This is a genomic window from Chryseobacterium gambrini, from assembly GCF_027920505.1.
Lineage (GTDB): Bacteria > Bacteroidota > Bacteroidia > Flavobacteriales > Weeksellaceae > Chryseobacterium > Chryseobacterium gambrini.
In genome coordinates this window covers 3,296,789-3,320,429 of record NZ_CP115857.1, presented here as the reverse complement: position 1 = coordinate 3,320,429, position 23,641 = coordinate 3,296,789, and the positions used below count along the sequence as shown (strand labels likewise).

Here is a 23,641-nt window from a genome sequence, read left to right as displayed (position 1 = left end):
TTTATTCTATAATTTAATTTTACCCAAGCCAACTATTAGATTCAAAGCAACAATTAAATTTCCTTTCTTTTCATATTCACCATCAAAATTTTTACCGAATGAAAATGTAAGTCGTTGGTTTTTTGCCAATTCGTATTCAAAATTAAGAAGATATTTCCATGAAGATTCAAAGTCAGATTTATTTAGAATACTCCTATACATACACTCTCCACTCATTAGGAATTTCTCATCAAGTAGTTTTAACACTAATCTTGATCCCATATCTAAAGTATGAAGATTTTCTTTTTTCAGTGCTAGATTTGCTAATGGAGAATCCGGATTGTATAAATATCTTCCCATAAAAATCAATGTTGAAGAATGTTTCTCCCAATTATATCCACCTGTAACCCAACCTCCTACTTTTGTAACTTTTGAATTATTAAATTTATTATTATTAAAATCTAAAACTGTTCCCATTGATATATCCAGAAAAAAACCATAGCGTTCTAATTTAAGATTTTCAATATCTTTTCTGATTTTATTATCTAACTGTATATTCTCTATATTATGTTTTTCTTCTAAATATGAAATGCGTTTACCTTCATTAATAGTTATTTCGGTAATCTTAGCATCTGTCTCTAGATATTCTAGACCTTTTGTATCTCTAATATTTTTCAATTTTTGTAATAGAATCATTTTTTCATTATAATACCTCAATAAATCTGCATCATTTTCTATAAACTCAATTCTTTTTTGTTTAATTAAATGATATTTATATATTTCAGATAAGATATCTTCAGTTTCTTTATTAAAATCCCCCCTTACTATGGAGAATTTTGTTCCAATACCCATTTTTGACTTCTCCTCAATATTTGCATCTTCATCTTCTTTCAAATTTTTAAAACCAAATGAAATTATAAAGCTTTGTTTAAAAGTTTCATTAAATTTTGAATTATCAATTAAATTTTGATACTTGCCATTCAACTTAAACGGTGCTACATCTACAGCAAATGCCGCTGGTAAATTAGAAAAATTGTCTGATCCTTGTCTTAGAGAAATCATCAAACTTTTTAAATCTGTAGGTTTTTCAATGTCTGAATTTGCTATGCCTAATAAGTTTGCGCCTGGAGATGCCTGCGCACGTAAAACATCTAAATTTATCTCATCATCATCTTGACTAAAACACAAATGAGAAAACAAGAGTAAAATTAGAAGAACACTGAGTTTTATTGTTTTCATAATTTTTGATTTTAATAAAATGTCAAATAATATGTAAAGCTTGCTGTAGCCCCCTCATTTCCAACATCTACAGTATGCTTATCATCATAAAGAACTCTATTTTGTTGCATTATTTTAACCGTTAAAACAGTGTTATTATTTTCAGGAACTTGATTAGAATCTGTTATATCTGCTGCAATACAAAGTACATTTCCAATTAAATCACTACAAATCCCTAATATAATATTGTCGGTAGATGATTTTATAAATTTAACAGGCTCATTAGTTCTTAAAATTTTAATCTTTGCAGAACCAAATTGATTTTCACCACCAAAATAGATTGAAACAGTAACCTGAGAATTATCATTTGGTAAAAGAAGATTTTTAGTCACTACATAGTTACTGTCTTTTTCTGTGGAGCTTAATAAAGAATTATTTGTCATATTCATTTCCATAATCTTATAATTAAGGAGCTGTGTTTGAGCATTTAAAATTCTTACTGATTGATTTTTTTTTGTTTTCATGATTATTAGTTTTAAGGTTATTCTAATTTTTTAATTAGCCATTATTTTGATATTTTTTTATAACCGTATTAATTATTGCTTCAATAATTTTTTTGGCAAATAATGCAGATAATAAGCAATAGCATGTGAAAACAAAATAATCCATATAAGTTTCAAATTTTAAGATATTACTGTCTCCTGCTTTTAATATTAAAATGGAAAAAAATGATGCTATAATTCCAAAAAGAATACTTGCTATAATCGTTTTATTTTCATTGTTTATGTCTTTCTTCAAATCTTCTAACTGAGCATTCACTTTCTTCAGCTCTTCTCCAATCTGGTTACTGTCATTCGTTGCTTCGGTAATAGTTTCTGCTTTATCTACCAATTTTTTTGTTGTTTCTAAAATATCTTTCAGATAGGTATAAAAATTACTTGCATAACCACCCAATATGCCACAAACAATAATAATTACACATACTAATAAAGGGGTATTATTTCCGAAAACAACCTTCATATATTTTAAAATGTCCTCATTTTTTTTATTTTGAAGAGCTTTGTATTCATCATAATTGACTTTGAAATTTTCTTCCAGTAAAGTTTTAAGATTTGCGTTTGTGGAATCTTTCTTCAGCTCTAAAATTTTTGTGTTTTGAGTTTTAAGCAAATTTGAAATTTTGGCTAAATCCAAAGAATCTTGTTTTTCAATTAGCCCTTTCTTTGCAATAAAAACTTTTGATTCACAACTTCTTCCTCCATAATAATATATGTACAGACTCCCCATAACAAATACACAAAGTATCAGAATAGTAATCTACATTTGTTTTTTTTCATTTAAAGTTTTCATGGCTATTAATTTTTAAGTTGTTCATCAAAGTTCCTTTAAAAACAAATCTCTGTCAATTACACAAAAGGGTGATTTAAAATAAAAACAGCACCATAAAATGATGCTGCCTGTGTTTAATATTTAAAATTTCTTATAAATCGATTCTGAAAAACAGATGTGTTCCGTTTTCTGTAGTGACTTCGCAGTGTCCGTTTTGTTCCTGCATTCTCCGTTTCATATTTCGGAGTCCGTTTCCTTCTGATTTTTCGTGGTTAATTCCTATTCCGTTGTCGGAGATTTTCATCATGAATTCTTTGTCTTTCTGGATGAATGACAATTTAATCTGATTGGACTGGCTGTGTTTGTAAGCATTGTTCAGGGCTTCTTTTAAACATAGAAATAAATTTCGTCTCTGTTCTGTGGTGATTATCGTTTCCAAAACAACGTCTTCGCTTTCAGTGAGCAGGAGAATCTTTGTTTTTTTCAAAAAATTTTGTGCATACATCTTTGAATAATCGATGAAGTTTCCCAAAGTATCGTTTCCTGAATTGAGGCTCCATAGCATTTCCCGCATGGAAAGATTCATTTCTTCAGAGGTTTTCAGGAGTTCATCAATGTCATTTTTCAGATCGTCATTTTCTGCCCGTTGTTTTAAAAACTCAGCCTGAAGTTTTAGTGCTGAAATTCCTGCACCGAGATCATCGTGCATATCGTGGGAAATTCTTTCCCGTTCTGCTTCTATGGATTTTTGTTTTTCAAGTTCTTTTTGGAGGAGCTGGTTTTGGTGTTCAGCATTTAGCTGTTTTTCCTTTAAATAAAGGAGTTGCTTACGATTATACATCAAAACAACAAAAATAATGAACGCTATGAATAACATCATCACAATTACTGCAATAACGTAGGTAAGCTTTATTTTATCCAAATAATTCATTCTAAATTTAATAAGTGAGTTATTAGTTTTATTTTAAAGTGTATTTAGAATAACTACTTTTATTGCAAAAAATGCCTTTGAGGAAAAATATATAACAAAAAATTGTAACCCCTTGATAAAAACAATTTATACCATAAAAAAAAACACTGTCTTTTTCAGCAAAAAATAATGATGGGATAATCCTCATGAGAAATATATTACTCCATAATAGTAGTCCAGAACAGAACCAAAACTCCTGTTTATTATAGATTGAAATTTCGTTAGGGTTTTTAATTTGTTGAATCATCCATCCCAAACTTAGAAAAACATAAACGAAACTTTGTGTAACAGGTAATAAATTTTCGCTTCCAATAATATCTCTTATAAATACACTAATAATGATTATAAATAAAAAAATATATCTATTATATCTTAATTTAAAAAGTTCTTTAAAATAAAATATAAAAAATAAAATATAATAAACTTTCGTGTATTTATAAATATTTCCGTCAAAAACTTTTGTAAATATGAGAAGTTCTGACATGAAAACTACAAAAAAATATAAATAAAGAAATCTTTGTCTTGCCAATTCATTTTTAAAAGAAAAAGCAAGACAAAGAAAAGTTATAAATAAATAAAATTCATGCATATTAACATCCAGGAGGTTTCAAACAAAAATCGTCGTAATAAATATCTTGAAAATTAGAATCTGAAGGAATTTGTGAAGAATTATCCATATCAATTAGTCTAATCATTAATGAAAACCTTAAATTATAATTTGCGCTTACGGCTGGATAAAATTCTATATATGTATTCGGAGTTATTGGTTCAAAATCAAAATTTCCATTAAATGGTATATTAATAATTCTTGTATTATTTTTATACTTTCCAAAAGAAATCGTTTCTAAGATTCTGTCTGTATATGTCCCTAGATTCACTTCATAATTTGCTATACATTGTCTAAAATCATTATCATTTATTTCTTTAAGATTACTTATATCAAGTATTGTATAATATTTTTTTTCAAGCTCATCTTCAAAAATTAATTCAAATTTACCTTCAAAAAATGCCAAATGAATTATTAAGCCATTTTTATAATTTAATTCGCTCGCCTTGATGCAAAAAACCTTTGTAAGAGCTGACGGATTTTGTGGATCAGAATCATATAACATTTTATATATGTCATACATATTTTTAGGATGTTTACTTATTGAAGATTTACTTAAAAAAGACATTTTTGCATAATTAATTCTCTTTTCATAAAATTTAAAAAAATTATCTTTTAAATCCCTCTCTCTCAAAATTGTTTCACAACTTTTATTACATATCTCCTGAATTAAGTTTAGCTTAATTTCCTCACAACTCAGATTTCTCTCCAGGTTTTCCATAATTCTTAGTTTTTAAAATGGTTAAATTTATTAATTGCCTCCACTTTGTTGTTGACGTGGAGTTTTCTGTAAATGTTTCCGACGTGTTTTTTTACGGTATCAATGCTGATGAATTTTTTATCGGCGATTTCTTTGTAAAGAAGACCTTGAGATAAAAGTTCCAATACTTCTTTTTCTCTTTCCGTAAGTTCATCATAGCCTTTTATTTCGGGGAGTTTTCTTTCAAAATGGCTGAGAACTTTTCGGGCAATCGAGAAACTCATCGGAGCACCGCCGTTGTATACATCTCTTATTGAGGAAAGTATTTTATCCATGCTCTCGCCTTTTACAAGGTAGCCCATTGCACCGGCTTTTAAAGAATTGAAGACTTTTTCGTCATCTTCAAAACTGGTACACATGATAAACTGTGTTTGCGGCAATCCCTTCCTAAGCTTTTCGATAATTTCAATACCGAGCATATCCTGTAGCTGAATATCCATCATCACCACATCCGGAGAAAGGTCAGAAAGATTTTTTAAAGCTTCATTTCCATCAAAAAACTGCGCAACGACTTTCATGTCATCCTGATAATTGATGACTTTCTTCAACGCATTGTTGTAGTTTTTTTCGTCTTCTACTATGGCTATGGAAATGCTCATGTCGGTAATTTTGTTTAAGACAAATTTCAACAGAAAACAAAACAGAGTCAATTACCCTTTTGTGTAATATTCAGAGTTTGAGTTCATGGCTATTTGGTTTAGTTTTTGTTTTTACTAAATTTAGTAAAAATTATTTTACAAACGAAAATATTTAACAATCAATACCTTAAAAAATTAACATCATGAAAAATGTACTTTTCATCGCCGTTTCAGCGCTTTCTCTGTCGCTGATAAGCTGCAAAAAAAGTGAAGAAGGGAATAAAAATGTTTTAAAAGCCTCCGATTCGGGAGCTATATTGGCAGATAACGGCAAAGTAGACTCTACGATAAGTTACGATACGGATATTAACGGCAAGAAAAGTATAAAAACAGATTATGTATACAAAGCCACTGACGGAAGCCTCGCAAAAGTGGTTTTTAATTATGAAGAAAAGACAATGAGCATAAGAAGTAATAATAAAACTTTCATTTTAAATAAAGTAGAATCCAAAGGAAATGAAACAACTTACGAAAAAATGGATATGAAGGCTACCGTGAAAAGGGACAGCTTAATTCTGGATCAAGGGAACAACATCATACAGCTTGTAAAAACTAAAATATAACACATAAAAAAACCGTTCAGCAATCTGAACGGTTTTTCTTTTTATATCTGATGAATATTATTCTTCAGTTTTTTCTTCAGTAGAATCTGCAGCTTCAGCCGTTGGCTCAGCAGCTTTTTCTTCTACTACAGGAGCTTCCGCTACTACAGCTTCTTTCTTAGCTGTTGCAGATCTTCTGCTTCTTCTTGTCGCTTTTTTCTCTTCCGCATTTGGATTGTAAAGCTCATTGAAGTCTACCAATTCGATAAGAGCAGTATCAGCAGCATCACCTGGTCTGAATCCTGTCTTGATGATTCTTGTATAACCACCGTTTCTCTCAGCGATTTTTGGAGCTACAGTTCTGAATAATTCAGCAACTGCTTCTTTATTTTGAAGATATGAAAAAACAATTCTTCTGTTGTGTGTAGTATCTTCTTTTGCTTTTGTTAATAGAGGCTCAACATATACTCTCAAAGCTTTAGCTTTAGCAACAGTAGTGTTGATTCTTTTATGCTCAATTAGAGAACAAGCCATATTAGAAAGCATAGCACTTCTGTGAGAAGCTGTTCTTCCTAAGTGATTGAATTTTTTACCGTGTCTCATTATTAATTATTTATCAGCGTCTAACTTATATTTTGCAACGTCGAAACCGAAGTTAAGACCTTTTGAATGCACTAATTCTTCTAGTTCTGTCAAAGATTTTTTACCAAAATTTCTGAATTTCATCAAATCAGACTTACTGTAAGAAACCAATTCTCCAAGAGTTTCCACTTCAGCCGCTTTCAGACAGTTAAGGGCTCTTACGGAAAGATCCATATCTGCTAATTTAGACTTAAGGAGCTGTCTTGTATGAAGAGTTTCCTCATCATATTGGATAGATGCTTTTACGGCTTCCGTTTCAAGCGTGATTCTCTCATCTGAGAACAGCATGAAGTGATAAATTAATATCTTAGAAGCTTCTGTTAAAGCATTCTGAGGACTGATAGATCCGTCAGTTTCTATATCTAATACAAGTTTTTCGTAGTCTGTTTTTTGCTCTACACGATAATTTTCAATGCTATACTGTACTTTCTTGATTGGCGTGAAAATAGAGTCTATCGCAATAGTACCTACCGGTGCATTGTTTGACTTATTTTGTTCAGAAGGAACATACCCTCTTCCTTTTTCTATATTGAAAGTAATTTCGAAAGTTACATCACTGTTCAGGTTGCAGATCACCAAATCCGGGTTTAGCACCTCAAATCCGTTGACAGACTTCCCTAAATCACCAGCAGTAATAACCGTCTGCCCCGAAACTTTGGCAACAACCTGCTCATTAGACTGGTTTTCTGCCGTAGCTTTTAATCTTACTTGCTTAAGGTTAAGAATAATTTCGGTAACGTCTTCGATTACTCCTGGAATAGTTGAAAATTCGTGCTCTACACCTTCTATTTTGATAGATGAAATAGCATATCCTTCCAGAGAAGAAAGCAACACTCTTCTCAAAGCATTACCGATTGTAAGCCCGAAACCTGGTTCTAGTGGTCTGAATTCAAACTGACCTCTAAATTCATCAGAGTTAAGTAAAATTACTTTATCGGGTTTTATGAATTGTAAAATTGCCATATTATTGGGTTGAGCAAAAATTTGATTAAAAAATTATTTAGAGTAAAGTTCGACGATAAGCTGTTCCTTGATGTCTTCCGGAATTTGGATTCTCTCAGGAGCAGAAACGAAAGTACCTTCTTTCTTCTCATCGTTGAATTGTAACCACTCATAATTTGCTTTAGAAGCTAATGCGTTTGTAACCACTTCAAGAGACTTAGACTTTTCTCTTACCGCAATTACATCACCTGCTTTTAGCAAATAAGATGGAATATTTACCAGCTCTCCGTTCACAGTAATGTGTCTGTGAGAAACAAGCTGTCTAGCAGCAGATCTTGTTTTAGCAAAACCTAATCTGTATACTACGTTATCCAATCTGGATTCGCAAAGTTGTAATAGAACTTCACCTGTTACCCCTTTACTTCTGTGTGCTTTGTCGAATAAGTTAGCAAACTGTCTTTCTAAAATACCGTAAGTATATTTAGCTTTTTGCTTTTCAGCTAACTGAACTGCGTATTCAGATTTTTTAGCACCTCTTCTTTTGTTAGGACCGTGTTGTCCTGGCGGTTGGTTTTTTCTTTTCTCGAAGTTTTTGTCATCTCCGTAGATTGCAGCACCAAACTTTCTAGCAATCTTAGTTTTAGGTCCAATATATCTTGCCATAATGGGTAAATTCTAAAAATTAAACTCTTCTTCTTTTTGGTGGTCTACATCCATTGTGTGGCATAGGAGTCACATCAATGATTTCGCTAACTTCAATTCCTGAATTGTGGATGGATCTGATAGCAGATTCTCTACCTGCCCCTGGACCTTTCACAAACACCTTTACTCTTCTTAATCCAGCTTCGTGAGCTACAGCAGAGCAATTTTCAGCTGCCATCTGAGCAGCAAATGGAGTATTCTTTTTAGAACCTCTGAAACCCATTTTACCGGCAGAAGCCCAAGAGATAACCTCTCCGTTTTTATTTGTTAAAGAAATGATGATGTTATTGAAAGAAGCCTGAATATGAGCTTCACCAATAGCTTCAACTTTTACTTTTCTTTTCTTAACTACTTTAGTTTGTTTTGCCATAATTCCTAACGATTATTTACTAGCTTTTTTCTTGTTAGCAACAGTTTTTCTCTTTCCTTTACGGGTTCTAGAGTTGTTTTTCGTTCTCTGGCCTCTTAAAGGTAATCCAAGTCTGTGACGTATTCCTCGTTGGCATCCTATGTCCATTAATCTCTTAATGTTCAATTGCACTTCAGATCTTAATTCTCCTTCTACTTTTACGTTTTCAGAGATGTATGTTCTGATTGCAGCCAATTCATCGTCATTCCATTCGTTGACTTTCTTGTCTTCGCTGATACCGGCAGCTTTAAGGATTTCTGAAGCAGTGCTTCTTCCCACCCCGTAGATGTAAGTTAAACCGATAACGCCTCTTTTGTTTTTTGGTAAATCAATACCTGAAATTCTCGCCATAATTTAATTTTAGCCTTGTCTTTGTTTAAATTTTGGGTTCTTTTTGTTGATTACGAATAGTACACCTTTTCTGCGTACGATTTTGCAATCAGCGCTTCTTTTTTTAATTGATGCTCTTACTTTCATTTTGATAGTATTTATTTTTTAACAATAGCCAAATGGAACACGCGCTCCATTTGGCAGATTGTTTTTAATATCTAAATGTAATTCTCCCTTTCGTTAAATCATAGGGAGACATTTCTAATTTCACCTTATCACCAGGTAAAAGTTTAATATAATGCATTCGCATTTTACCAGAAATATGAGCGATGAGAACATGCCCATTTTCAAGCTCTACACGGAACTGAGCGTTCGAAAGTGCTTCCGTAATAACGCCGTCTTGTTCAATATGTTTTTGTTTCGCCATAAATTAATATCCAGTCGTTCTTGATAATTTAGACTGCATTAACCCATCATAGTGATGGTTCAGCAGATAAGTATTAATCTGTTGAACGGTATCTAAAATTACTCCAACCATAATCAATAGTGATGTTCCCCCGAAAAATAGGGCGAACGCATCTGTCTGAACAAAGGTTCCATGCACAATTGCTGGAAGGATTGCAAAGATAGACAAAAATATTGCACCTGGCAAGGTAATTTTTGATAAAATATCATCTAAATAATCAGCCGTCTCTTTTCCCGGTCTTACTTTCGGTACTAAACCTCCGTTTCTCTTCAAATCATCAGCCATCTGGTTCACCGGAATTGTAATTGCAGTATAGAAAAACGAGAAGATAATAATTAATAGCGCAAACAATACGTTGTACTGCCAGCTAAAAACATTCTTGAAACCTGCAAGAAAAGTATTGGACTCATCTACTTTCGTTAATAAACCCGGTACGAACATCAATGCCTGAGCAAAGATAATCGGCATTACATAAGCAGCATTAACTTTCAATGGAATCCACTGTCTCGCTCCCTGCATAAGATTTCTGTTTACACCTCCTCTTGCCTGAGCTCTGCTTACGTACTGGATCGGGATTTTTCTTACAGCAACAGATAATACTACTGCTAAAAGAACAACCAACATCCAGAAAATTACTTCAATAAGGATCATGATAGACCCCATTCCTCCTTTTCCGTTCTGCACTGCCATTTCCTGAACGAATGCTTCCGGTAATCTTGAAAGAATCCCCACCATAATAAGGATAGAGATACCGTTCCCGATACCTTTGTCGGTGATTTTTTCACCTAACCACATTGCGAATACTGAACCGGCAACCAAAATAACAATACTTGGCAACCAGAACATAATAGAATTTGGCTCTACATAATATGCAGATGAGAACTGAGCATACGGTAAAAACAACTGAGTGATCGATGTTAAATAAGAAGGCGCCTGTACAAGACAAACTCCGATTGTTAACCATCTTGTGATCTGGTTCAAAGTATTTCTACCAGACTCTCCATCTTTCTGAAGCTTCTGAAGATAAGGAATAGCCATTCCCATCAACTGAACAATAATAGAAGCAGAAATATAAGGCATGATACCTAACGCCATTACGGAAGCGTGGCTAAAAGCTCCCCCCGTAAACGACGAAAGCAAGCCAAGGAGACCTGCTCCTTGCTTGTTACCGCCTTGATTTTTATAATGCTCTAAGAGATCTCCTACTTCCGCAAGGTTAATTGCAGGTAATGAGATATAAGATGCGAATCTATACACAAGGATAATTCCTAAAGTAAAGATAATTTTATCTCTAAGTTCTTTAAGACTCCAAATATTTTTGAGGGTTTGTATAAATTCTTTCATTAGTGATTATTATAAGGTAATTGCTTTTCCACCTGCCTTAGCGATAAGCTCTTCAGCAGATTTAGTGAATTTGTCAGCAGAGATTGAAACCGCAGATTTCAATTCTCCTCTACCCATAATTTTCACTAATTCGTTTTTAGTAATTAAACCATTCTCAATCATTACTTCTCTTGTAATATCTCCAGTGATAGATTTATTTTCAATTAAAGTCTGGATTGTATCCAGGTTAATTCCTCTAAACTCTTTTCTGTTTACGTTTTTGAATCCGAATTTCGGTAATCTTCTTTGTAAAGGCATCTGACCTCCTTCAAAACCGATCTTCTGAGAATAACCAGCTCTTGCTTTCTGTCCTTTATGCCCTTTTGTAGAAGTACCTCCTTTTCCACTACCTTGTCCTCTACCAATTCTTTTTGAATTGAAAGTAGATCCTGCAGCTGGCTTTATGTTGTTTAAATTCATTTTAAAATTATTTTAAAAATTATTTTTGAACTTCAAGTAAGTGACTAACTGCAGCTATCATTCCTAAGATAGAAGGAGTAGCTTCGTGTTCTACAACTTGGTGAAGTTTCTTAAATCCTAATGCTTCAAGCGTTCTCTTTTGGGTTTTTGTTCTTCCAATAGCGCTTCTTACTTGCTTTACTTTGATTGTTGCCATTGTTTTATATATTAACCGTTAAACACTTTACTTAGAGAAACTCCTCTCATTCTAGCGATTTCTTCAGGTCTTCTGATATCCAATAACGCTTTGAAAGTAGCTTTCACCACGTTGTGAGGGTTAGAAGATCCTTTAGATTTTGAAAGGATATCGTGAATACCAGCAGATTCAAGTACCGCTCTTACCGCACCTCCTGCGATAAGTCCTGTACCATGAGAAGCAGGTCTTAAGAAGATATCTGCACCTCCGTATCTAGCAGTAGTCTGGTGAGGAATTGTGTGGTTCATTACAGGAACTTTCACAAGGTTTTTCTTAGCGTCTTCCACTGCCTTAGCAATTGCAGAAGCAACCTCTTTAGATTTTCCTAATCCGTAACCGATAACTCCATCTTCGTTACCTACAACTACGATAGCAGAGAATCCGAAAGCTCTACCTCCTTTAGTTACTTTTGTTACTCTGTTAACAGCTACGAGACGATCTTTAAGTTCTAATCCTCCCGGTTTTACTCTTTCTATATTATCTAGTCCTAACATATTTTCCGAAATTTAATGATTAGAATTTAAGTCCACCTTCTCTCGCACCATCAGCTAGAGCTTTAATTCTCCCGTGATATACGAATCCGTTTCTATCAAATACAATATTTTCGATTCCTGCAGCGATAGCTTTGGCAGCGATAGCCTTACCTACAGCAGCAGAAACTTCAGTCTTAGTTCCGTTAGCGTCAACTCCTTTCTCTCTTGAAGAAGCAGAAGCTAAAGTTTTTCCACTGTTATCGTCGATTAACTGAGCATAAATTTCCTTATTACTTTTGTATACAGATAATCTTGGCAATTCAGAAGATCCGGAGATTTTTCCTCTTACTCTTCTTTTGATTCTTATTCTTTTTTCTACTTTACTTAATGCCATAATACTTATAATTTATTAAGCAGATTTACCAGCTTTACGTCTAACAATTTCTCCTACGAATCTTACCCCTTTACCTTTGTATGGTTCAGGCTTTCTGAAAGAACGGATCTTTGCAGCTACCATCCCTAGAAGTTGGTTGTCGTGAGACGTTAAAGTAATAATTGGGTTTTTACCTTTTTCAGTCAATGTATCTACTTTTACTTCGTTTGGAAGTTCAAGCACGATACCGTGAGAGAATCCTAAAGCCAACTCAAGTTTTTGACCTGCATGAGAAGCTCTGTATCCTACCCCTACTAATTCCAGTTTCTTTTCGAAACCTGTGTTTACACCAACAATCATGTTGTTGATTAACGCTCTGTATAAACCGTGAAGCGCTTTGTGTTGTTTAGCATCAGATGGTCTGTTTACATTCAGTTCTCCATCTTTCTGTTCTATAGTAATTCCTGCTGTAAGTTCCTGAGAAAGTTCTCCTTTAGGACCTTTTACAGTTACCACACCATCTTTTTCAGTGATAGTAACTCCTGCTGGAACTGTTATAATTGCTTTACCAATTCTTGACATTTTCCTGTGATTAAAAATTAATAAACATAGCAGATTACTTCACCGCCTACTTTTTCTTCTCTAGCTTTCTTGTCAGTCATTACTCCTTTAGAAGTAGAGATGATAGAAATACCCAAACCGTTTAGTACTCTTGGAAGTTCAGTAGAACCTTTGTACTGTCTCAAACCTGGTCTAGAAGCTCTTTGGATAGACTTGATAGCTGGTTTGTTGGTTTGTTTGTCGTACTTTAAAGCGATTTTGATCGTACCCTGAACAGCGCTATCTTCAAACTTGTAGTTTAAGATATACCCCTGATCGAATAAGATCTTAGTAATCTCCTTTTTGATTTTCGATGCAGGAATTTCCACCACTTTGTGGCCTGCGCTTTGTGCGTTCCTTACTCTTGTTAGGAAATCTGAAATTGGATCTGTTACCATTTTTCTTTTATAAATTATTGGTTAAAGAACAATCAGTATTGTAAGGACTTGAAGAGTAAAATATCAGACCTCAGAAATCTCGGTCTGATATTTTTATCTTTAGTATCCAGACAACTTAATTGTCCCGATTTTTAATTAGTAATTATTACCAACTAGCTTTTTTAACTCCCGGGATAAGACCGTTGTTTGCCATTTCTCTGAAAGTTACTCTGGAAATACCGAACGTTCTCATGTATCCTCTTGGTCTACCTGTTAGTTTACATCTGTTGTGTAATCTTACAGGAGAAGCATTTTTAGGCAATTTTTGAAGTCCTTCGTAATCACCAGCTTCTTTAAGAGCCTGTCTTTTAGCAGCGTATTTAGCAACTAGTGCTTCTCTTTTGCGCTCACGCGCTTTCATTGATTCTTTAGCCATTTCTTAGTTCTTTTTAAATGGTAAACCGAAGTGAGTTAATAATGCTTTCGCTTCTTTATCTGTTTTCGCAGTAGTAACGAAAGTGATGTCCATCCCCTGGATTTTTTTCACTTTGTCGATTACGATCTCAGGGAAGATGATCTGCTCAGTGATCCCTAAGTTGTAGTTCCCTCTACCATCGAAACCATCAGCCTTGATTCCAGAGAAATCTCTGATTCTTGGCAATGCAGAAGAAGTTAATCTGTCTAAGAACTCATACATTTTATTCGCTCTAAGAGTAACTTTAGCACCTACAGGCATTCCTTTTCTCAATTTGAAAGCAGCTTCATCTTTCTTAGAGATTGTACCTACAGCCTTCTGACCAGTGATATTCGTTAATTCTTCAACAGCATAATCGATGATTTTTTTGTCTGCTGTAGCATCTCCTAAACCTTGAGATAAAACAATTTTCTCTAATCTAGGTACCTGCATTACAGACTTGTATCCGAATTCTTCCATCATTGCAGGAACAATCGTTTCTTTATATGCTTTTTTGGGTCTTGCTATATATTCCATGTGTTATTTAAAATTATAAAGTTTCACCCGTTTTTTTGTTGATTCTTACTTTCTTATCTCCTTCGATTTTGTAACCTACTTTGATAGCTTTTCCGTCTTTTCCAACTAAAGCTACGTTTGAGATATGAATAGAAGCTTCTCTTTCAACGATTCCTCCTTGAGGATTTGAAGCTGAAGGCTTAACGTGTTTTTTAACGATATTAAGTCCTGCAACTACTACTCTTGGGTCTCTTCCTTCTTTTTTGATCACTTCAATAACTTCACCAGTACCACCTTTAAGACCTTTCTTACCTGTAGTTACGATTACGTTATCTCCTCTTTTTATTTTTAACTTTGACATTTTTTTACAATTTTAAATATTAAAGTACTTCAGGAGCTAATGAAATGATTTTCATATATTCTTTGTCTCTCAGCTCACGAGCAACTGGTCCGAAAACACGAGTTCCTCTCATTTCTCCCGCTGCGTTTAGCAATACACAAGCATTGTCTTCGAATTTGATGTATGAACCATCTTTTCTTCTTACTGCTTTTTTAGTTCTTACTACTACAGCTTTAGATACCTGACCTTTTTTAGCGTTTCCTGATGGTGTAGAATCTTTGATAGTAACAACGATTTTATCACCAACTGAAGCATATCTTCTTCTGGTTCCTCCCAGAACTCTGATAACCAATACTTCTTTAGCACCTGTGTTATCAGCAACTTTTAATCTTGATTCTGTTTGTAACATTATTACTTAGCTTTTTCAATGATTCTTACTAGTCTCCATCTCTTGTTCTTGCTCATAGGTCTAGTTTCTTGGATCAAAACTGTATCACCTTCTGTGCATTCGTTGTTCTCGTCGTGTGCAGTATATTTTTTCGTTTTCAATACGAATTTACCGTACATCGGGTGCTTTACTCTCGTAGTTTCACTAACAACAATAGTTTTTTCCATTTTATTGCTGGAAACCACTCCGATTCTTTCTTTTCTTAAATTTCTATCCATTTTAAAATGAAATTATTGTTTGTTAGTTAACTCAGTGTTTAGTCTAGCGATTGTTTTTCTCAAATCTCTGATTTGGATCGGGTTTTCAATTGGGCTGATTGCATGAGCCAATTTCAATTTAGAATATTGAGCTTTTGCTTCAGTTAATTGAGCTTGAATATCACCCGCGCTTAAATTTTTAATATCAGCTTTTTTCATTGTATTCAAAGATTAAAGAGGTTTAACAAAATCGTTAGCAACTACAAATTTAGTAACAACTGGTAATTTTTGTGCCGCAAGTCTAAGAGCTTCTTTCGCTACTTCGTAAGGAACACCTCCTACTTCGAACATAATTTTACCTGGTTTTACTACAGCTACCCAATATTCCACAGCACCTTTACCTTTACCCATACGTACTTCCGCAGGTTTTTTAGTAATTGGCTTATCCGGGAAGATTTTGATCCATAGTTGACCTTCTCTCTTCATATATCTTGTCGCAGCGATACGAGCAGCTTCAATTTGTCTTGCAGTGATCCAAGCACCTTCTGTCGCCTTGATTCCGAAAGTTCCATAAGCAAGTTGACTACCTCTCTGGGCACTCCCCTTCATTTTCATCTTATGTACTCTACGGAACTTGGTTCTTTTTGGTTGTAACATAATTTCTAAATTTTAGATTTTAGATTTTAGATTTTAGATTTTTTTTATTTTAAAAAAGTAACGGTAATTTAAAATTCAAAATTTCTAATCTAAAATTTTAATTATTATTGTTATTGTTGTTGTTTTTTCTAGGTCTTCTGTTGTCTCTGTCTCCTCCTCTGTTTCCTCTTTCAGACTGACCTCCTTTTTTCTGTTGTCCCACTAATGGAGAAAGTTCTCTTTTACCGTAAACTTCACCTTTCATGATCCAAACTTTTACCCCTAGTTTTCCGTACTGAGTAAGTGCTTCACCGATGTGGTAATCGATATCTGCTCTGAAAGTCGACAATGGAATTCTTCCTTCTTTGAAAGATTCTGATCTTGCCATTTCAGCTCCGTTCAATCTACCAGAGATCTGAACTTTGATACCTTCTGCTCCCATTCTCATTGTACCTGCCATCGCCATTTTAACAGCTCTTCTGTAAGAGATTCTGTTTTCAATCTGCTTAGCAATGCTGTCTGCAACTAATACTGCATCCAGCTCAGGTCTTTTGATTTCGAAGATGTTGATCTGAATATCCTTTTTAGTCAATTTTTTCAACTCTTCTTTCAGTTTATCAACTTCCTGACCTCCTTTACCGATGATAAGTCCCGGTCTAGCAGTAGTAATTGTAACTGTTACTAATTTTAATGTTCTTTCAATATAAATTCTTGAAATCCCACCTTTAGATAATCTAGCTTCAAGGTATCTTCTGATTTTGTAGTCTTCCGCGATTCTGTCTCCATAATCGTTTCCGCCAAACCAGTTAGAATCCCATCCTCTGATGATACCTAATCTGTTACCAATTGGATTTGTCTTCTGTCCCATACCTTGATTTAGTTTTCTTTATTACCTAAGATTAATGTAACGTGGTTAGATCTTTTTCTGATTCTGTACCCTCTACCTTGCGGAGCTGGTCTTAGTCTCTTCAATTGTCTTGCACTATCCACGAATATTTCTTTAACGATAAGGTTTGCTTCCTCGATGTCTGCCCCTTCGTTTTTCACTTGCCAGTTAGCAATTGCAGAAAGAAGTAATTTTTCTAATTTGTTAGAAGCTTCTTTCTTAGAATATTTAAGGATATAAAGAGCTTTATCTACTTGCTCTCCTCTAATGATATCAGCAACTAATCTCATTTTTCTCGGAGAAGATGGGCAGTTATTTAATGAAGCTTTTACAACGTCTTTGTTAGCTTCTTTTCTTGCGATTGCGCTATCTTGTTTTCTTGATCCCATGATTATCTGCTTCCTTTGTTTTTGTTACCACCATGACCCCTGAAAGATCTTGTTGGAGAAAATTCGCCTAACTTGTGACCAACCATGTTTTCTGTAACATAAACAGGGATAAAAGATTTCCCGTTGTGTACAGCAATAGTTTGTCCTACGAAGTCCGGAGAGATCATAGATGCTCTAGACCAAGTTTTGATAACTGTCTTCTTACCAGACTCTATATTTGCCTGAACCTTCTTATCTAAAGTATGATGAATGAACGGTCCTTTCTTAAGTGATCTTGCCATAATTATTTTCTTTTAGATACGATGTAACGGTTAGACACTTTGTTTTTCTTTCTAGTTTTGTAACCTTTAGCCGGTTTACCGTTTCTAGATCTTGGGTGACCTCCAGAAGAACGTCCTTCACCACCTCCCATTGGGTGATCTACAGGGTTCATTACGACCGCTCTTGTTCTTGGTCTTCTACCTAACCATCTGCTTCTACCAGCTTTACCTGATACAGTTAATTGGTGATCAGAGTTGGAAACAGATCCAATCATTGCCATACATTCAGTAAGGATCATTCTGGATTCTCCTGAAGGCAATTTAATGATTGCATATTTCCCGTCTCTTGAAGTTAATTGCGCTGAAGAACCAGCACTTCTTGCTAAAATAGCACCTTGACCAGGCTTCATTTCAACACAAGAAATTACAGTACCCAATGGAATGTTTTTCAATTTCATTGCGTTACCTACATTTGGTTCTACGCTTTCACCTGAAACTACTTTTTGGTCTACTTTGATACCGTTTGGAGCGATGATATATCTCTTCTCTCCGTCTGCGTACTCTAATAAAGCGATAAATGCAGTTCTGTTTGGATCATATTCTACAGATTTTACAGTTGCTTCAACGTTTGCTTTGTTTCTTTTGAAGTCAATAATTCTGTATTTCTTTTTGTGTCCACCTCCGGTGTAACGCATGGTCATTTTACCTGTTTGGTTACGTCCACCTGACTTTTTAATACCAACTGTTAGAGATTTCTCTGGTTTGTTAGTAGTAATTTCCTCAAAATTGTTTACAATTCTGAATCTCTGTCCCGGGGTGATAGGTTTTAATTTTCTAACAGACATTACTATTATTTATAATTATAATTAATTTACAGCAAAAATATCGATAACCTCACCTTCAGCAAGTTTGATTACCGCTTTTTTCAATTTGTTTGTCTTTCCTACTTGAAGACCTTTTTTAGTGTATTTCGAAGAAACCTTCGGAGCATAAATCATTGTATTAACGTCTGCTACTTTTACACCATAAGCCGCTTCTACAGCTTTCTTAATCTGGATTTTATTCGCCTTAGTATCTACCAAGAAAGAATAAGAACCTCTTAAATCTGTAAGGTAATTAGCCTTTTCTGAGATAACTGGTTTAATGATAATAGACATGATTTATTTCTTTAAATTTTCCTGGAATTTTTCTACTGCACCTTCGAAGAATACGATCTCACCTGCGTTTACTAAATCGTAAGAACTCACTTCGTTGAAGTTCATTACTTTAGTCTTAGGTAAGTTTCTTGAAGATAAATACACATTCTTGTTAGCTTCAGGAAGAATGAACAAAGATTTTTTACCGTTTAATGTTAATGCATCTAATAAAGTAATGAAATCTTTAGTCTTAGGAGCTTCGAAGCTCATATCTTCTAAAACTTTAATACTGTTGTCTCTCATTTTCTGAGATAAAACAGATTTCTTAGCTAATCTCTTAAGAGCTTTGTTCAATTTGAATCTGTAGTCTCTTGGTTTTGGACCGAATACTCTACCTCCTCCTCTGAAAGTTGGAGATTTAATATCACCATATCTAGCAGAACCAGATCCTTTTTGCTTCTTAAGTTTTTTAGTAGAAGCCGTGATTTCGCTTCTTTCTTTTGCTTTATGAGTCCCTTGTCTTTGTGCTGCAAGGTACTGTTTAACTTCTAAGTAAACCGCGTGCTGATTTGGCTCAATTCCGAATACTGTTTCGTCTAGAGTTACTTTTCTTCCGGTCTCTTTTCCTGATGTATTTAATACTACTAGTTCCATTTTCTGATAATTACATAAGAATTTTTAGCTCCCGGAACAGCACCTTTTACTACTAAAAGATTTTGTTCTTGATCCACTTTTAATACCTGAAGGTTTTGTACAGTTACCTGCTTACCTCCCATTCTTCCAGCCATTCTCATCCCTTTGAATACTCTTGAAGGGTCAGATCCGGCACCGATAGAACCTGGAGCTCTAAGTCTGTTGTGCTGACCATGAGTTGCCTGCATTACACCTCCAAATCCGTGTCTTTTAACAACACCCTGGAAGCCTTTACCTTTTGAAGTACCTGTTACGTCTACGAATTCTCCTTCGTTGAACAAGTCTACCTTTACTTCTTCTCCTACTTTTACTTCATCAACGAATTCTCTGTAGAATTCTACCAATTTAGCTTTAGGAGCAGAACCAGCCTTTTTGAAATGACCAGCTAACGCTTTACCAACGTTCTTCTCACTCTTGTCATCGAAACCTAATTGAACTGACTTATAACCGTCTTTTTCAATGGTTCTGACCTGTAAAACCGAGCATGGACCAGCCTGAATAACTGTACAAGGAATATTTTTCCCTGCTTCGTCAAACAAAGAAGTCATACCGATTTTTTTACCAATAATACCTGACATTGTTTATGTTATAATAAAATTTATCCTTTATTTATCCCCATTTTTCGGAAGTCTGAAGCAATTTCTACTTTTGATATAGGCATACTACGCCCCTAAAATGAGTGTGCAAATTTATGAATATTTTTATAACTGACAAATATTTACAGTAAAATATTTTGATTTTTAATCATTTACAGAAAAATCTTAAGATCACGAGTTTTTAAATGATGTCAAAATCATTCACTTTACAGACTTTTTTTGCAAAAACGAAAGAAATAGCCATAAGAAGGAAATGGTGTGACTTAATCACTGAATAATTAAGGAGCCAGTTCAATCGGATTATTTTTCTTTTTAATCCTGTCCTTTATCTGTCTTTCCGTTCCTGAATCGAAACTGAAGCCTCCTTTAGCAATTTCAGAGACAAAATTTTCATGAAAATTTTTAAATGCTTTATAAAATTCAGATTTCTTTACCGTTTTTCCTTTAACTCTCTTTCTGGAAATCCACATCTTAGGCTTTTCTGAAAAGGTTTTATAACTCACAAGCTCGAACGTATATTGTTTTTTAGAATCCTCAATCTCCACAATCAGTCCCGGAAGACCATAAAATTTATAAGGACCATCAGAAACCGGAATTTCGTTCGTGAACCACGCTTTATAATCACGTCCCGCATACGTAACCAACGCAGCCTGACATTTTAAATTTCCTATTTCTTTTGTTTCACCGGTAATCTTCCAGTTAAAATCAGGCTTTTCTTCGTAAATAAAATTGTCCTTAATAATATAATCATAATAAGAAATATTGTTTTTTTCAAAGTTTTTAATGACGCGAAAAGTAAAATTGGTTTTAGGTAAACTTTTAGGATCAAGACCAAAAGCAAAACGGTTTGCTCCACCAGCTAAAGAATCTCTGTTATATGAAGTTACTCCCATAAACTGAGATTTCTCTTTTCCCCTCTCCAAAATAAAATACTCTTCATTAGAACTGGATTTATCCAGAGAATCAATCTGATATTTCAAAAGATATACATATCTGGATTCAACATCATCGATATTTACCTTTTCCTGAGCGGAAAAATTAACAAGCGTAAAAAAGAATAAAAAAGTAAAAAATGTAATTTTATAAGACATCCTATTTATATTTTATGATTGGAGACCGCGTTTGCGTTCCTAAAAATATAAATAAACATTCTATAATCAAAATTAATTGCGAATAATATAAAAAACAAGACAATAATATTTTGAATTAAAAAATTACACCGTATTTATTTAACAATAACACTGATGCCAATTTCTTCAAGCTTATTTTTATCCTCCTCTAAAATATCACCATCTGTAATCAGAAAGTCGATCTTATCCAGATCTGCGATTTTTCCGAAACCTTTTTTATTCAGCTTGGAAGAATCTGCAAGAATCACCACCTTGTCCGAACATTCAATCATCAGTTGATTAAGATGAGCTTCCGCAGCATTGGAAGTACTGATCCCGAAATCCATATCAATTCCGTCTACTCCCAGAAATAACTTATTGCAAGAAAAATGTTTCAGAATCGTCTCAGAGATTGAACCTACAATGGAAGTCGAACTTTTTCTGACCTCCCCTCCCAATTGTATAATATTAATGTTCGGATTATTGCAAAGCTCGATCGCAACACGTAAAGAAGATGTGAGAACCGTCAACGGTCCAAAATTTACCAGCATACGTGCAAGATAATGCATCGTGGTTCCTGAAGCCATAATAATACAGTCGTTTTCCTGAATCAGAGAAAGCGCACCTTTCGCAATATTCTTTTTAGCCTCTACATTGATATTTTCCTTTTCATCTACATTTTTTTCGTACGCATACCGTACCTGTTTACTCGCACCACCGTGATTTCTGAAAAGCAATCCCAGACTTTCAAGGTAATTCAGATCCTTTCGGATCGTAACCGACGAAACATTGAATTTCTCACAAAGATCCTGAACCAGAATATGATCTTTTTCGTCTAATTCCTTTAAAATATCATTATGCCTTGGAAGCAATTTCTCCATTACGTTTCGTTTTCTCAAAAATACCATTTTTATTTTGATTCGAAAAATTTCATTTATTTTCTTTTTGATTTCGTTTTTAATTTATAACTTTGAAAACGAAACATAACGAAATATTATGAAACGAAACGAAGAACTCAGCAAATTATCCACCGTTAAAGAATGGGACTTTATCATCATTGGCGGAGGAGCGAGTGGATTAGGTTCGGCACTGGACGCAACGAGCAGAGGATTTAAAACGTTACTGTTAGAATCTCACGATTTTGCAAAAGCAACTTCCAGCAGAAGCACAAAACTGGTTCACGGCGGCGTAAGATATTTAGCACAGGGAGATATCGGCTTAGTGAAAGAAGCCTTGAAAGAAAGAGGTTTACTGGCAAAAAATGCAGCCCACGTTGTAAAAAACCAGTCTTTCATTATTCCAAATTACACTTGGTGGGAAGGAATTTATTATAAAATAGGACTTTCGGTTTACGATTTTCTAGCCGGGAAATTAAGTTTGGGTAGAACGAAATACATCAGCAAATCAAAAACCGTAGAGAAACTTCCGACCATCGAACAAAAAGGTTTGGCGAGCGGAGTGGTTTATCAGGACGGGCAGTTTGACGATGCAAGACTGGCGATCAACTTAACACAGACGATTATCGAAAAAGGCGGAACAGCGGTTAATTACGTTAAAGTGATTAATCTGATGAAAAATGACTCCAATAAGATCATCGGCGTTGTTGCAGAAGATCAGTTTACAAAACAGCAATTCGAAATCAAAGCGAAAGTAGTCATCAATGCAACCGGAGTTTTCACGAATGATATTTTAAATATGAACAACCCGAAACACGGAAAATTCGTCGTTCCAAGTCAGGGAATCCATTTGGTTCTGGATAAATCGTTCCTGAAAAGCGATGATGCCATCATGATTCCTAAAACTTCTGACGGAAGGGTTTTGTTTGTCGTTCCGTGGCACGACAGAGCTTTGGTAGGAACAACCGATACTTTACTGGAAAACGAAAGTTTTGAGCCAAGAGCTTTAGAAGATGAAATTAAATTTGTCCTGAATACCGCAAGACAATATTTAGCGAAAAAACCAACCCGTGAAGACGTAAAATCTGTTTTCGCAGGACTCAGACCTCTCGCAGCTCCGAAAGACGGCAGCAAAAGCACAAAAGAAGTTTCCAGAAGTCATAAAGTCATTACTTCAGACACGGGACTCATCTCGATTATCGGAGGAAAATGGACGACATACCGTAAAATGGCGGAAGACACGATTGATGAAGCCATGAAAGTTCATAACCTCGGAATAACCACTTCCAAAACAGAACATCTTTCGATACATGGAAATGTGAAACCCGAAACGGTGGACAGAACGAATCATTTATATGTTTACGGAGCCGATATTCCGGAAATAAAAAAACTACAGCAGAACAATCCTGAATTGTCAGAAAAAATACATCCTGATCATCCCTTCACTATGGCAGAAGCAGTCTGGGCAATACGAAGCGAAATGGCACAAACCATTGAGGATATTTTAGCACGAAGAGTACGGCTTTTATTTTTAGATGCAAGAGCAGCAATCGACAGCGCGCACAAGATTGCACAGATCATCGCAAAAGAAAACGGGCATTCTGCGGAATGGGCAGTTGAACAGGAAAGAGAATTTATCGAATTGGCGAAAGGATATTTACTGACTCCTTATTCTCCAAGATCCATTTAA

Annotated in this window: 38 protein-coding genes; 2 read left to right on the top strand and 36 right to left on the bottom strand. The window is 34.6% G+C overall.

The features are described from left to right. Positions 1 to 6 precede the first annotated feature (6 nt). The 6 genes from PFY09_RS15260 to PFY09_RS15235 form a co-directional block, all read right to left on the bottom strand. Complete coding sequence (locus tag PFY09_RS15260) at positions 7 to 1,218, bottom strand: hypothetical protein (RefSeq protein ID WP_214588348.1); 1,212 nt, start codon at positions 1,216 to 1,218, stop codon at positions 7 to 9. Positions 1,219 to 1,229: 11 nt separating this feature from the next. Continuing rightward, complete coding sequence (locus tag PFY09_RS15255) at positions 1,230 to 1,721, bottom strand: hypothetical protein (RefSeq protein ID WP_214588347.1); 492 nt, start codon at positions 1,719 to 1,721, stop codon at positions 1,230 to 1,232. A gap of 34 nt (positions 1,722 to 1,755) precedes the next feature. Next, the gene (locus tag PFY09_RS15250; RefSeq protein WP_271160250.1) at positions 1,756 to 2,484 is read right to left on the bottom strand and encodes a YEATS-associated helix-containing protein; all 729 of its coding nucleotides are present in this window, start codon (positions 2,482 to 2,484) and stop codon (positions 1,756 to 1,758) included. 193 nt (positions 2,485 to 2,677) lie between these two features. Next, a complete protein-coding gene (locus PFY09_RS15245) occupies positions 2,678 to 3,457 on the bottom strand; it encodes a sensor histidine kinase (protein ID WP_271160249.1) in 780 nt (259 codons plus the stop codon). Between the two features lie 629 nt (positions 3,458 to 4,086). Next, the gene (locus PFY09_RS15240; RefSeq protein ID WP_271160248.1) at positions 4,087 to 4,824 is read right to left on the bottom strand and encodes a hypothetical protein; all 738 of its coding nucleotides are present in this window, start codon (positions 4,822 to 4,824) and stop codon (positions 4,087 to 4,089) included. 5 nt (positions 4,825 to 4,829) lie between these two features. Beyond that, positions 4,830 to 5,462, bottom strand: a complete 633-nt coding sequence (locus PFY09_RS15235) for a response regulator (RefSeq protein ID WP_087707992.1) — start codon at positions 5,460 to 5,462, stop codon at positions 4,830 to 4,832. A 182-nt stretch (positions 5,463 to 5,644) separates the two neighbouring features. Here PFY09_RS15235 and PFY09_RS15230 point away from each other — a divergent pair, with 182 nt between their 5' ends. Continuing rightward, positions 5,645 to 6,064 carry a hypothetical protein gene (locus PFY09_RS15230; protein WP_256038234.1) on the top strand — a complete coding sequence of 140 codons (420 nt, stop codon included), beginning with the start codon at positions 5,645 to 5,647 and terminating at the stop codon, positions 6,062 to 6,064. A gap of 57 nt (positions 6,065 to 6,121) precedes the next feature. Here PFY09_RS15230 and rplQ read toward each other — a convergent pair whose 3' ends face one another. The 30 genes from rplQ to PFY09_RS15080 all read right to left on the bottom strand — a co-directional run bounded on the left by rplQ (position 6,122) and on the right by PFY09_RS15080 (position 21,936). Further along, on the bottom strand, positions 6,122 to 6,646 hold the full coding sequence (rplQ, locus tag PFY09_RS15225) for a 50S ribosomal protein L17 (RefSeq protein WP_076391872.1): 525 nt from the start codon (positions 6,644 to 6,646) through the stop codon (positions 6,122 to 6,124). A gap of 6 nt (positions 6,647 to 6,652) precedes the next feature. After that, positions 6,653 to 7,648 carry a DNA-directed RNA polymerase subunit alpha gene (locus tag PFY09_RS15220; protein ID WP_062162712.1) on the bottom strand — a complete coding sequence of 332 codons (996 nt, stop codon included), beginning with the start codon at positions 7,646 to 7,648 and terminating at the stop codon, positions 6,653 to 6,655. Between the two features lie 33 nt (positions 7,649 to 7,681). Beyond that, positions 7,682 to 8,290 carry a 30S ribosomal protein S4 gene (gene rpsD / locus PFY09_RS15215; protein ID WP_029297746.1) on the bottom strand — a complete coding sequence of 203 codons (609 nt, stop codon included), beginning with the start codon at positions 8,288 to 8,290 and terminating at the stop codon, positions 7,682 to 7,684. Between the two features lie 19 nt (positions 8,291 to 8,309). Beyond that, positions 8,310 to 8,699, bottom strand: coding sequence for a 30S ribosomal protein S11 (gene rpsK, locus PFY09_RS15210; RefSeq protein WP_002983263.1), 390 nt, complete (start codon positions 8,697 to 8,699; stop codon positions 8,310 to 8,312). A gap of 12 nt (positions 8,700 to 8,711) precedes the next feature. After that, a complete protein-coding gene (gene rpsM / locus PFY09_RS15205) occupies positions 8,712 to 9,089 on the bottom strand; it encodes a 30S ribosomal protein S13 (RefSeq protein ID WP_076391870.1) in 378 nt (125 codons plus the stop codon). A gap of 9 nt (positions 9,090 to 9,098) precedes the next feature. Beyond that, the gene (gene rpmJ / locus PFY09_RS15200) at positions 9,099 to 9,215 is read right to left on the bottom strand and encodes a 50S ribosomal protein L36 (RefSeq protein WP_007839480.1); all 117 of its coding nucleotides are present in this window, start codon (positions 9,213 to 9,215) and stop codon (positions 9,099 to 9,101) included. Positions 9,216 to 9,279: 64 nt separating this feature from the next. After that, on the bottom strand, positions 9,280 to 9,495 hold the full coding sequence (gene infA / locus PFY09_RS15195; RefSeq protein WP_055861802.1) for a translation initiation factor IF-1: 216 nt from the start codon (positions 9,493 to 9,495) through the stop codon (positions 9,280 to 9,282). Between the two features lie 3 nt (positions 9,496 to 9,498). Next, a complete protein-coding gene (secY, locus tag PFY09_RS15190) occupies positions 9,499 to 10,878 on the bottom strand; it encodes a preprotein translocase subunit SecY (RefSeq protein ID WP_271160247.1) in 1,380 nt (459 codons plus the stop codon). Between the two features lie 9 nt (positions 10,879 to 10,887). Beyond that, positions 10,888 to 11,337: a 50S ribosomal protein L15 gene (gene rplO, locus PFY09_RS15185; protein ID WP_034678030.1), complete on the bottom strand. Its 450-nt coding sequence runs from the start codon at positions 11,335 to 11,337 to the stop codon at positions 10,888 to 10,890. 19 nt (positions 11,338 to 11,356) lie between these two features. Then, a complete protein-coding gene (gene rpmD / locus PFY09_RS15180; protein ID WP_007839493.1) occupies positions 11,357 to 11,533 on the bottom strand; it encodes a 50S ribosomal protein L30 in 177 nt (58 codons plus the stop codon). A gap of 11 nt (positions 11,534 to 11,544) precedes the next feature. Then, positions 11,545 to 12,066, bottom strand: a complete 522-nt coding sequence (gene rpsE, locus PFY09_RS15175) for a 30S ribosomal protein S5 (RefSeq protein ID WP_047401284.1) — start codon at positions 12,064 to 12,066, stop codon at positions 11,545 to 11,547. Between the two features lie 19 nt (positions 12,067 to 12,085). After that, a complete protein-coding gene (rplR, locus tag PFY09_RS15170) occupies positions 12,086 to 12,439 on the bottom strand; it encodes a 50S ribosomal protein L18 (RefSeq protein ID WP_076391866.1) in 354 nt (117 codons plus the stop codon). Between the two features lie 15 nt (positions 12,440 to 12,454). Beyond that, on the bottom strand, positions 12,455 to 13,000 hold the full coding sequence (rplF, locus tag PFY09_RS15165; RefSeq protein WP_087707999.1) for a 50S ribosomal protein L6: 546 nt from the start codon (positions 12,998 to 13,000) through the stop codon (positions 12,455 to 12,457). A 17-nt stretch (positions 13,001 to 13,017) separates the two neighbouring features. Continuing rightward, positions 13,018 to 13,416 (bottom strand): 30S ribosomal protein S8, encoded by a 399-nt coding sequence (gene rpsH / locus PFY09_RS15160; RefSeq protein WP_029297768.1) that lies wholly within the window; start codon positions 13,414 to 13,416, stop codon positions 13,018 to 13,020. A 145-nt stretch (positions 13,417 to 13,561) separates the two neighbouring features. Next, positions 13,562 to 13,831 carry a 30S ribosomal protein S14 gene (gene rpsN / locus PFY09_RS15155; RefSeq protein ID WP_029297771.1) on the bottom strand — a complete coding sequence of 90 codons (270 nt, stop codon included), beginning with the start codon at positions 13,829 to 13,831 and terminating at the stop codon, positions 13,562 to 13,564. 3 nt (positions 13,832 to 13,834) lie between these two features. After that, positions 13,835 to 14,386, bottom strand: coding sequence for a 50S ribosomal protein L5 (gene rplE, locus PFY09_RS15150; RefSeq protein ID WP_072883928.1), 552 nt, complete (start codon positions 14,384 to 14,386; stop codon positions 13,835 to 13,837). Positions 14,387 to 14,399: 13 nt separating this feature from the next. Then, positions 14,400 to 14,726, bottom strand: coding sequence for a 50S ribosomal protein L24 (gene rplX, locus PFY09_RS15145; RefSeq protein WP_076391862.1), 327 nt, complete (start codon positions 14,724 to 14,726; stop codon positions 14,400 to 14,402). Between the two features lie 19 nt (positions 14,727 to 14,745). After that, the gene (gene rplN / locus PFY09_RS15140; RefSeq protein WP_007839504.1) at positions 14,746 to 15,114 is read right to left on the bottom strand and encodes a 50S ribosomal protein L14; all 369 of its coding nucleotides are present in this window, start codon (positions 15,112 to 15,114) and stop codon (positions 14,746 to 14,748) included. A 2-nt stretch (positions 15,115 to 15,116) separates the two neighbouring features. Continuing rightward, the gene (rpsQ, locus tag PFY09_RS15135; protein ID WP_076391860.1) at positions 15,117 to 15,371 is read right to left on the bottom strand and encodes a 30S ribosomal protein S17; all 255 of its coding nucleotides are present in this window, start codon (positions 15,369 to 15,371) and stop codon (positions 15,117 to 15,119) included. Between the two features lie 12 nt (positions 15,372 to 15,383). Further along, on the bottom strand, positions 15,384 to 15,569 hold the full coding sequence (gene rpmC, locus PFY09_RS15130) for a 50S ribosomal protein L29 (RefSeq protein ID WP_027381309.1): 186 nt from the start codon (positions 15,567 to 15,569) through the stop codon (positions 15,384 to 15,386). Between the two features lie 12 nt (positions 15,570 to 15,581). Next, complete coding sequence (rplP, locus tag PFY09_RS15125; protein ID WP_072883926.1) at positions 15,582 to 16,007, bottom strand: 50S ribosomal protein L16; 426 nt, start codon at positions 16,005 to 16,007, stop codon at positions 15,582 to 15,584. Between the two features lie 97 nt (positions 16,008 to 16,104). After that, positions 16,105 to 16,854, bottom strand: a complete 750-nt coding sequence (gene rpsC, locus PFY09_RS15120) for a 30S ribosomal protein S3 (RefSeq protein WP_076391858.1) — start codon at positions 16,852 to 16,854, stop codon at positions 16,105 to 16,107. 8 nt (positions 16,855 to 16,862) lie between these two features. Next, positions 16,863 to 17,261, bottom strand: coding sequence for a 50S ribosomal protein L22 (gene rplV, locus PFY09_RS15115; protein WP_050020604.1), 399 nt, complete (start codon positions 17,259 to 17,261; stop codon positions 16,863 to 16,865). 2 nt (positions 17,262 to 17,263) lie between these two features. Beyond that, on the bottom strand, positions 17,264 to 17,542 hold the full coding sequence (gene rpsS, locus PFY09_RS15110; RefSeq protein ID WP_002983209.1) for a 30S ribosomal protein S19: 279 nt from the start codon (positions 17,540 to 17,542) through the stop codon (positions 17,264 to 17,266). Between the two features lie 2 nt (positions 17,543 to 17,544). Further along, positions 17,545 to 18,366, bottom strand: a complete 822-nt coding sequence (gene rplB / locus PFY09_RS15105) for a 50S ribosomal protein L2 (RefSeq protein ID WP_027381305.1) — start codon at positions 18,364 to 18,366, stop codon at positions 17,545 to 17,547. A gap of 21 nt (positions 18,367 to 18,387) precedes the next feature. Beyond that, the gene (gene rplW / locus PFY09_RS15100; RefSeq protein WP_042720941.1) at positions 18,388 to 18,678 is read right to left on the bottom strand and encodes a 50S ribosomal protein L23; all 291 of its coding nucleotides are present in this window, start codon (positions 18,676 to 18,678) and stop codon (positions 18,388 to 18,390) included. 3 nt (positions 18,679 to 18,681) lie between these two features. After that, positions 18,682 to 19,311: a 50S ribosomal protein L4 gene (gene rplD, locus PFY09_RS15095; RefSeq protein ID WP_076391856.1), complete on the bottom strand. Its 630-nt coding sequence runs from the start codon at positions 19,309 to 19,311 to the stop codon at positions 18,682 to 18,684. Continuing rightward, on the bottom strand, positions 19,302 to 19,928 hold the full coding sequence (gene rplC / locus PFY09_RS15090) for a 50S ribosomal protein L3 (protein WP_076391854.1): 627 nt from the start codon (positions 19,926 to 19,928) through the stop codon (positions 19,302 to 19,304). The genes rplD and rplC overlap by 10 nt, the downstream gene beginning before the upstream one ends. Before the next feature lie 296 nt (positions 19,929 to 20,224). Next, on the bottom strand, positions 20,225 to 21,037 hold the full coding sequence (locus PFY09_RS15085) for a GLPGLI family protein (protein ID WP_271160246.1): 813 nt from the start codon (positions 21,035 to 21,037) through the stop codon (positions 20,225 to 20,227). 134 nt (positions 21,038 to 21,171) lie between these two features. After that, positions 21,172 to 21,936 carry a DeoR/GlpR family DNA-binding transcription regulator gene (locus PFY09_RS15080; protein WP_271160245.1) on the bottom strand — a complete coding sequence of 255 codons (765 nt, stop codon included), beginning with the start codon at positions 21,934 to 21,936 and terminating at the stop codon, positions 21,172 to 21,174. Between the two features lie 115 nt (positions 21,937 to 22,051). On the opposite strand from PFY09_RS15080, the gene PFY09_RS15075 reads away from it, so the two are divergent. Next, complete coding sequence (locus PFY09_RS15075) at positions 22,052 to 23,641, top strand: glycerol-3-phosphate dehydrogenase/oxidase (protein WP_271160244.1); 1,590 nt, start codon at positions 22,052 to 22,054, stop codon at positions 23,639 to 23,641.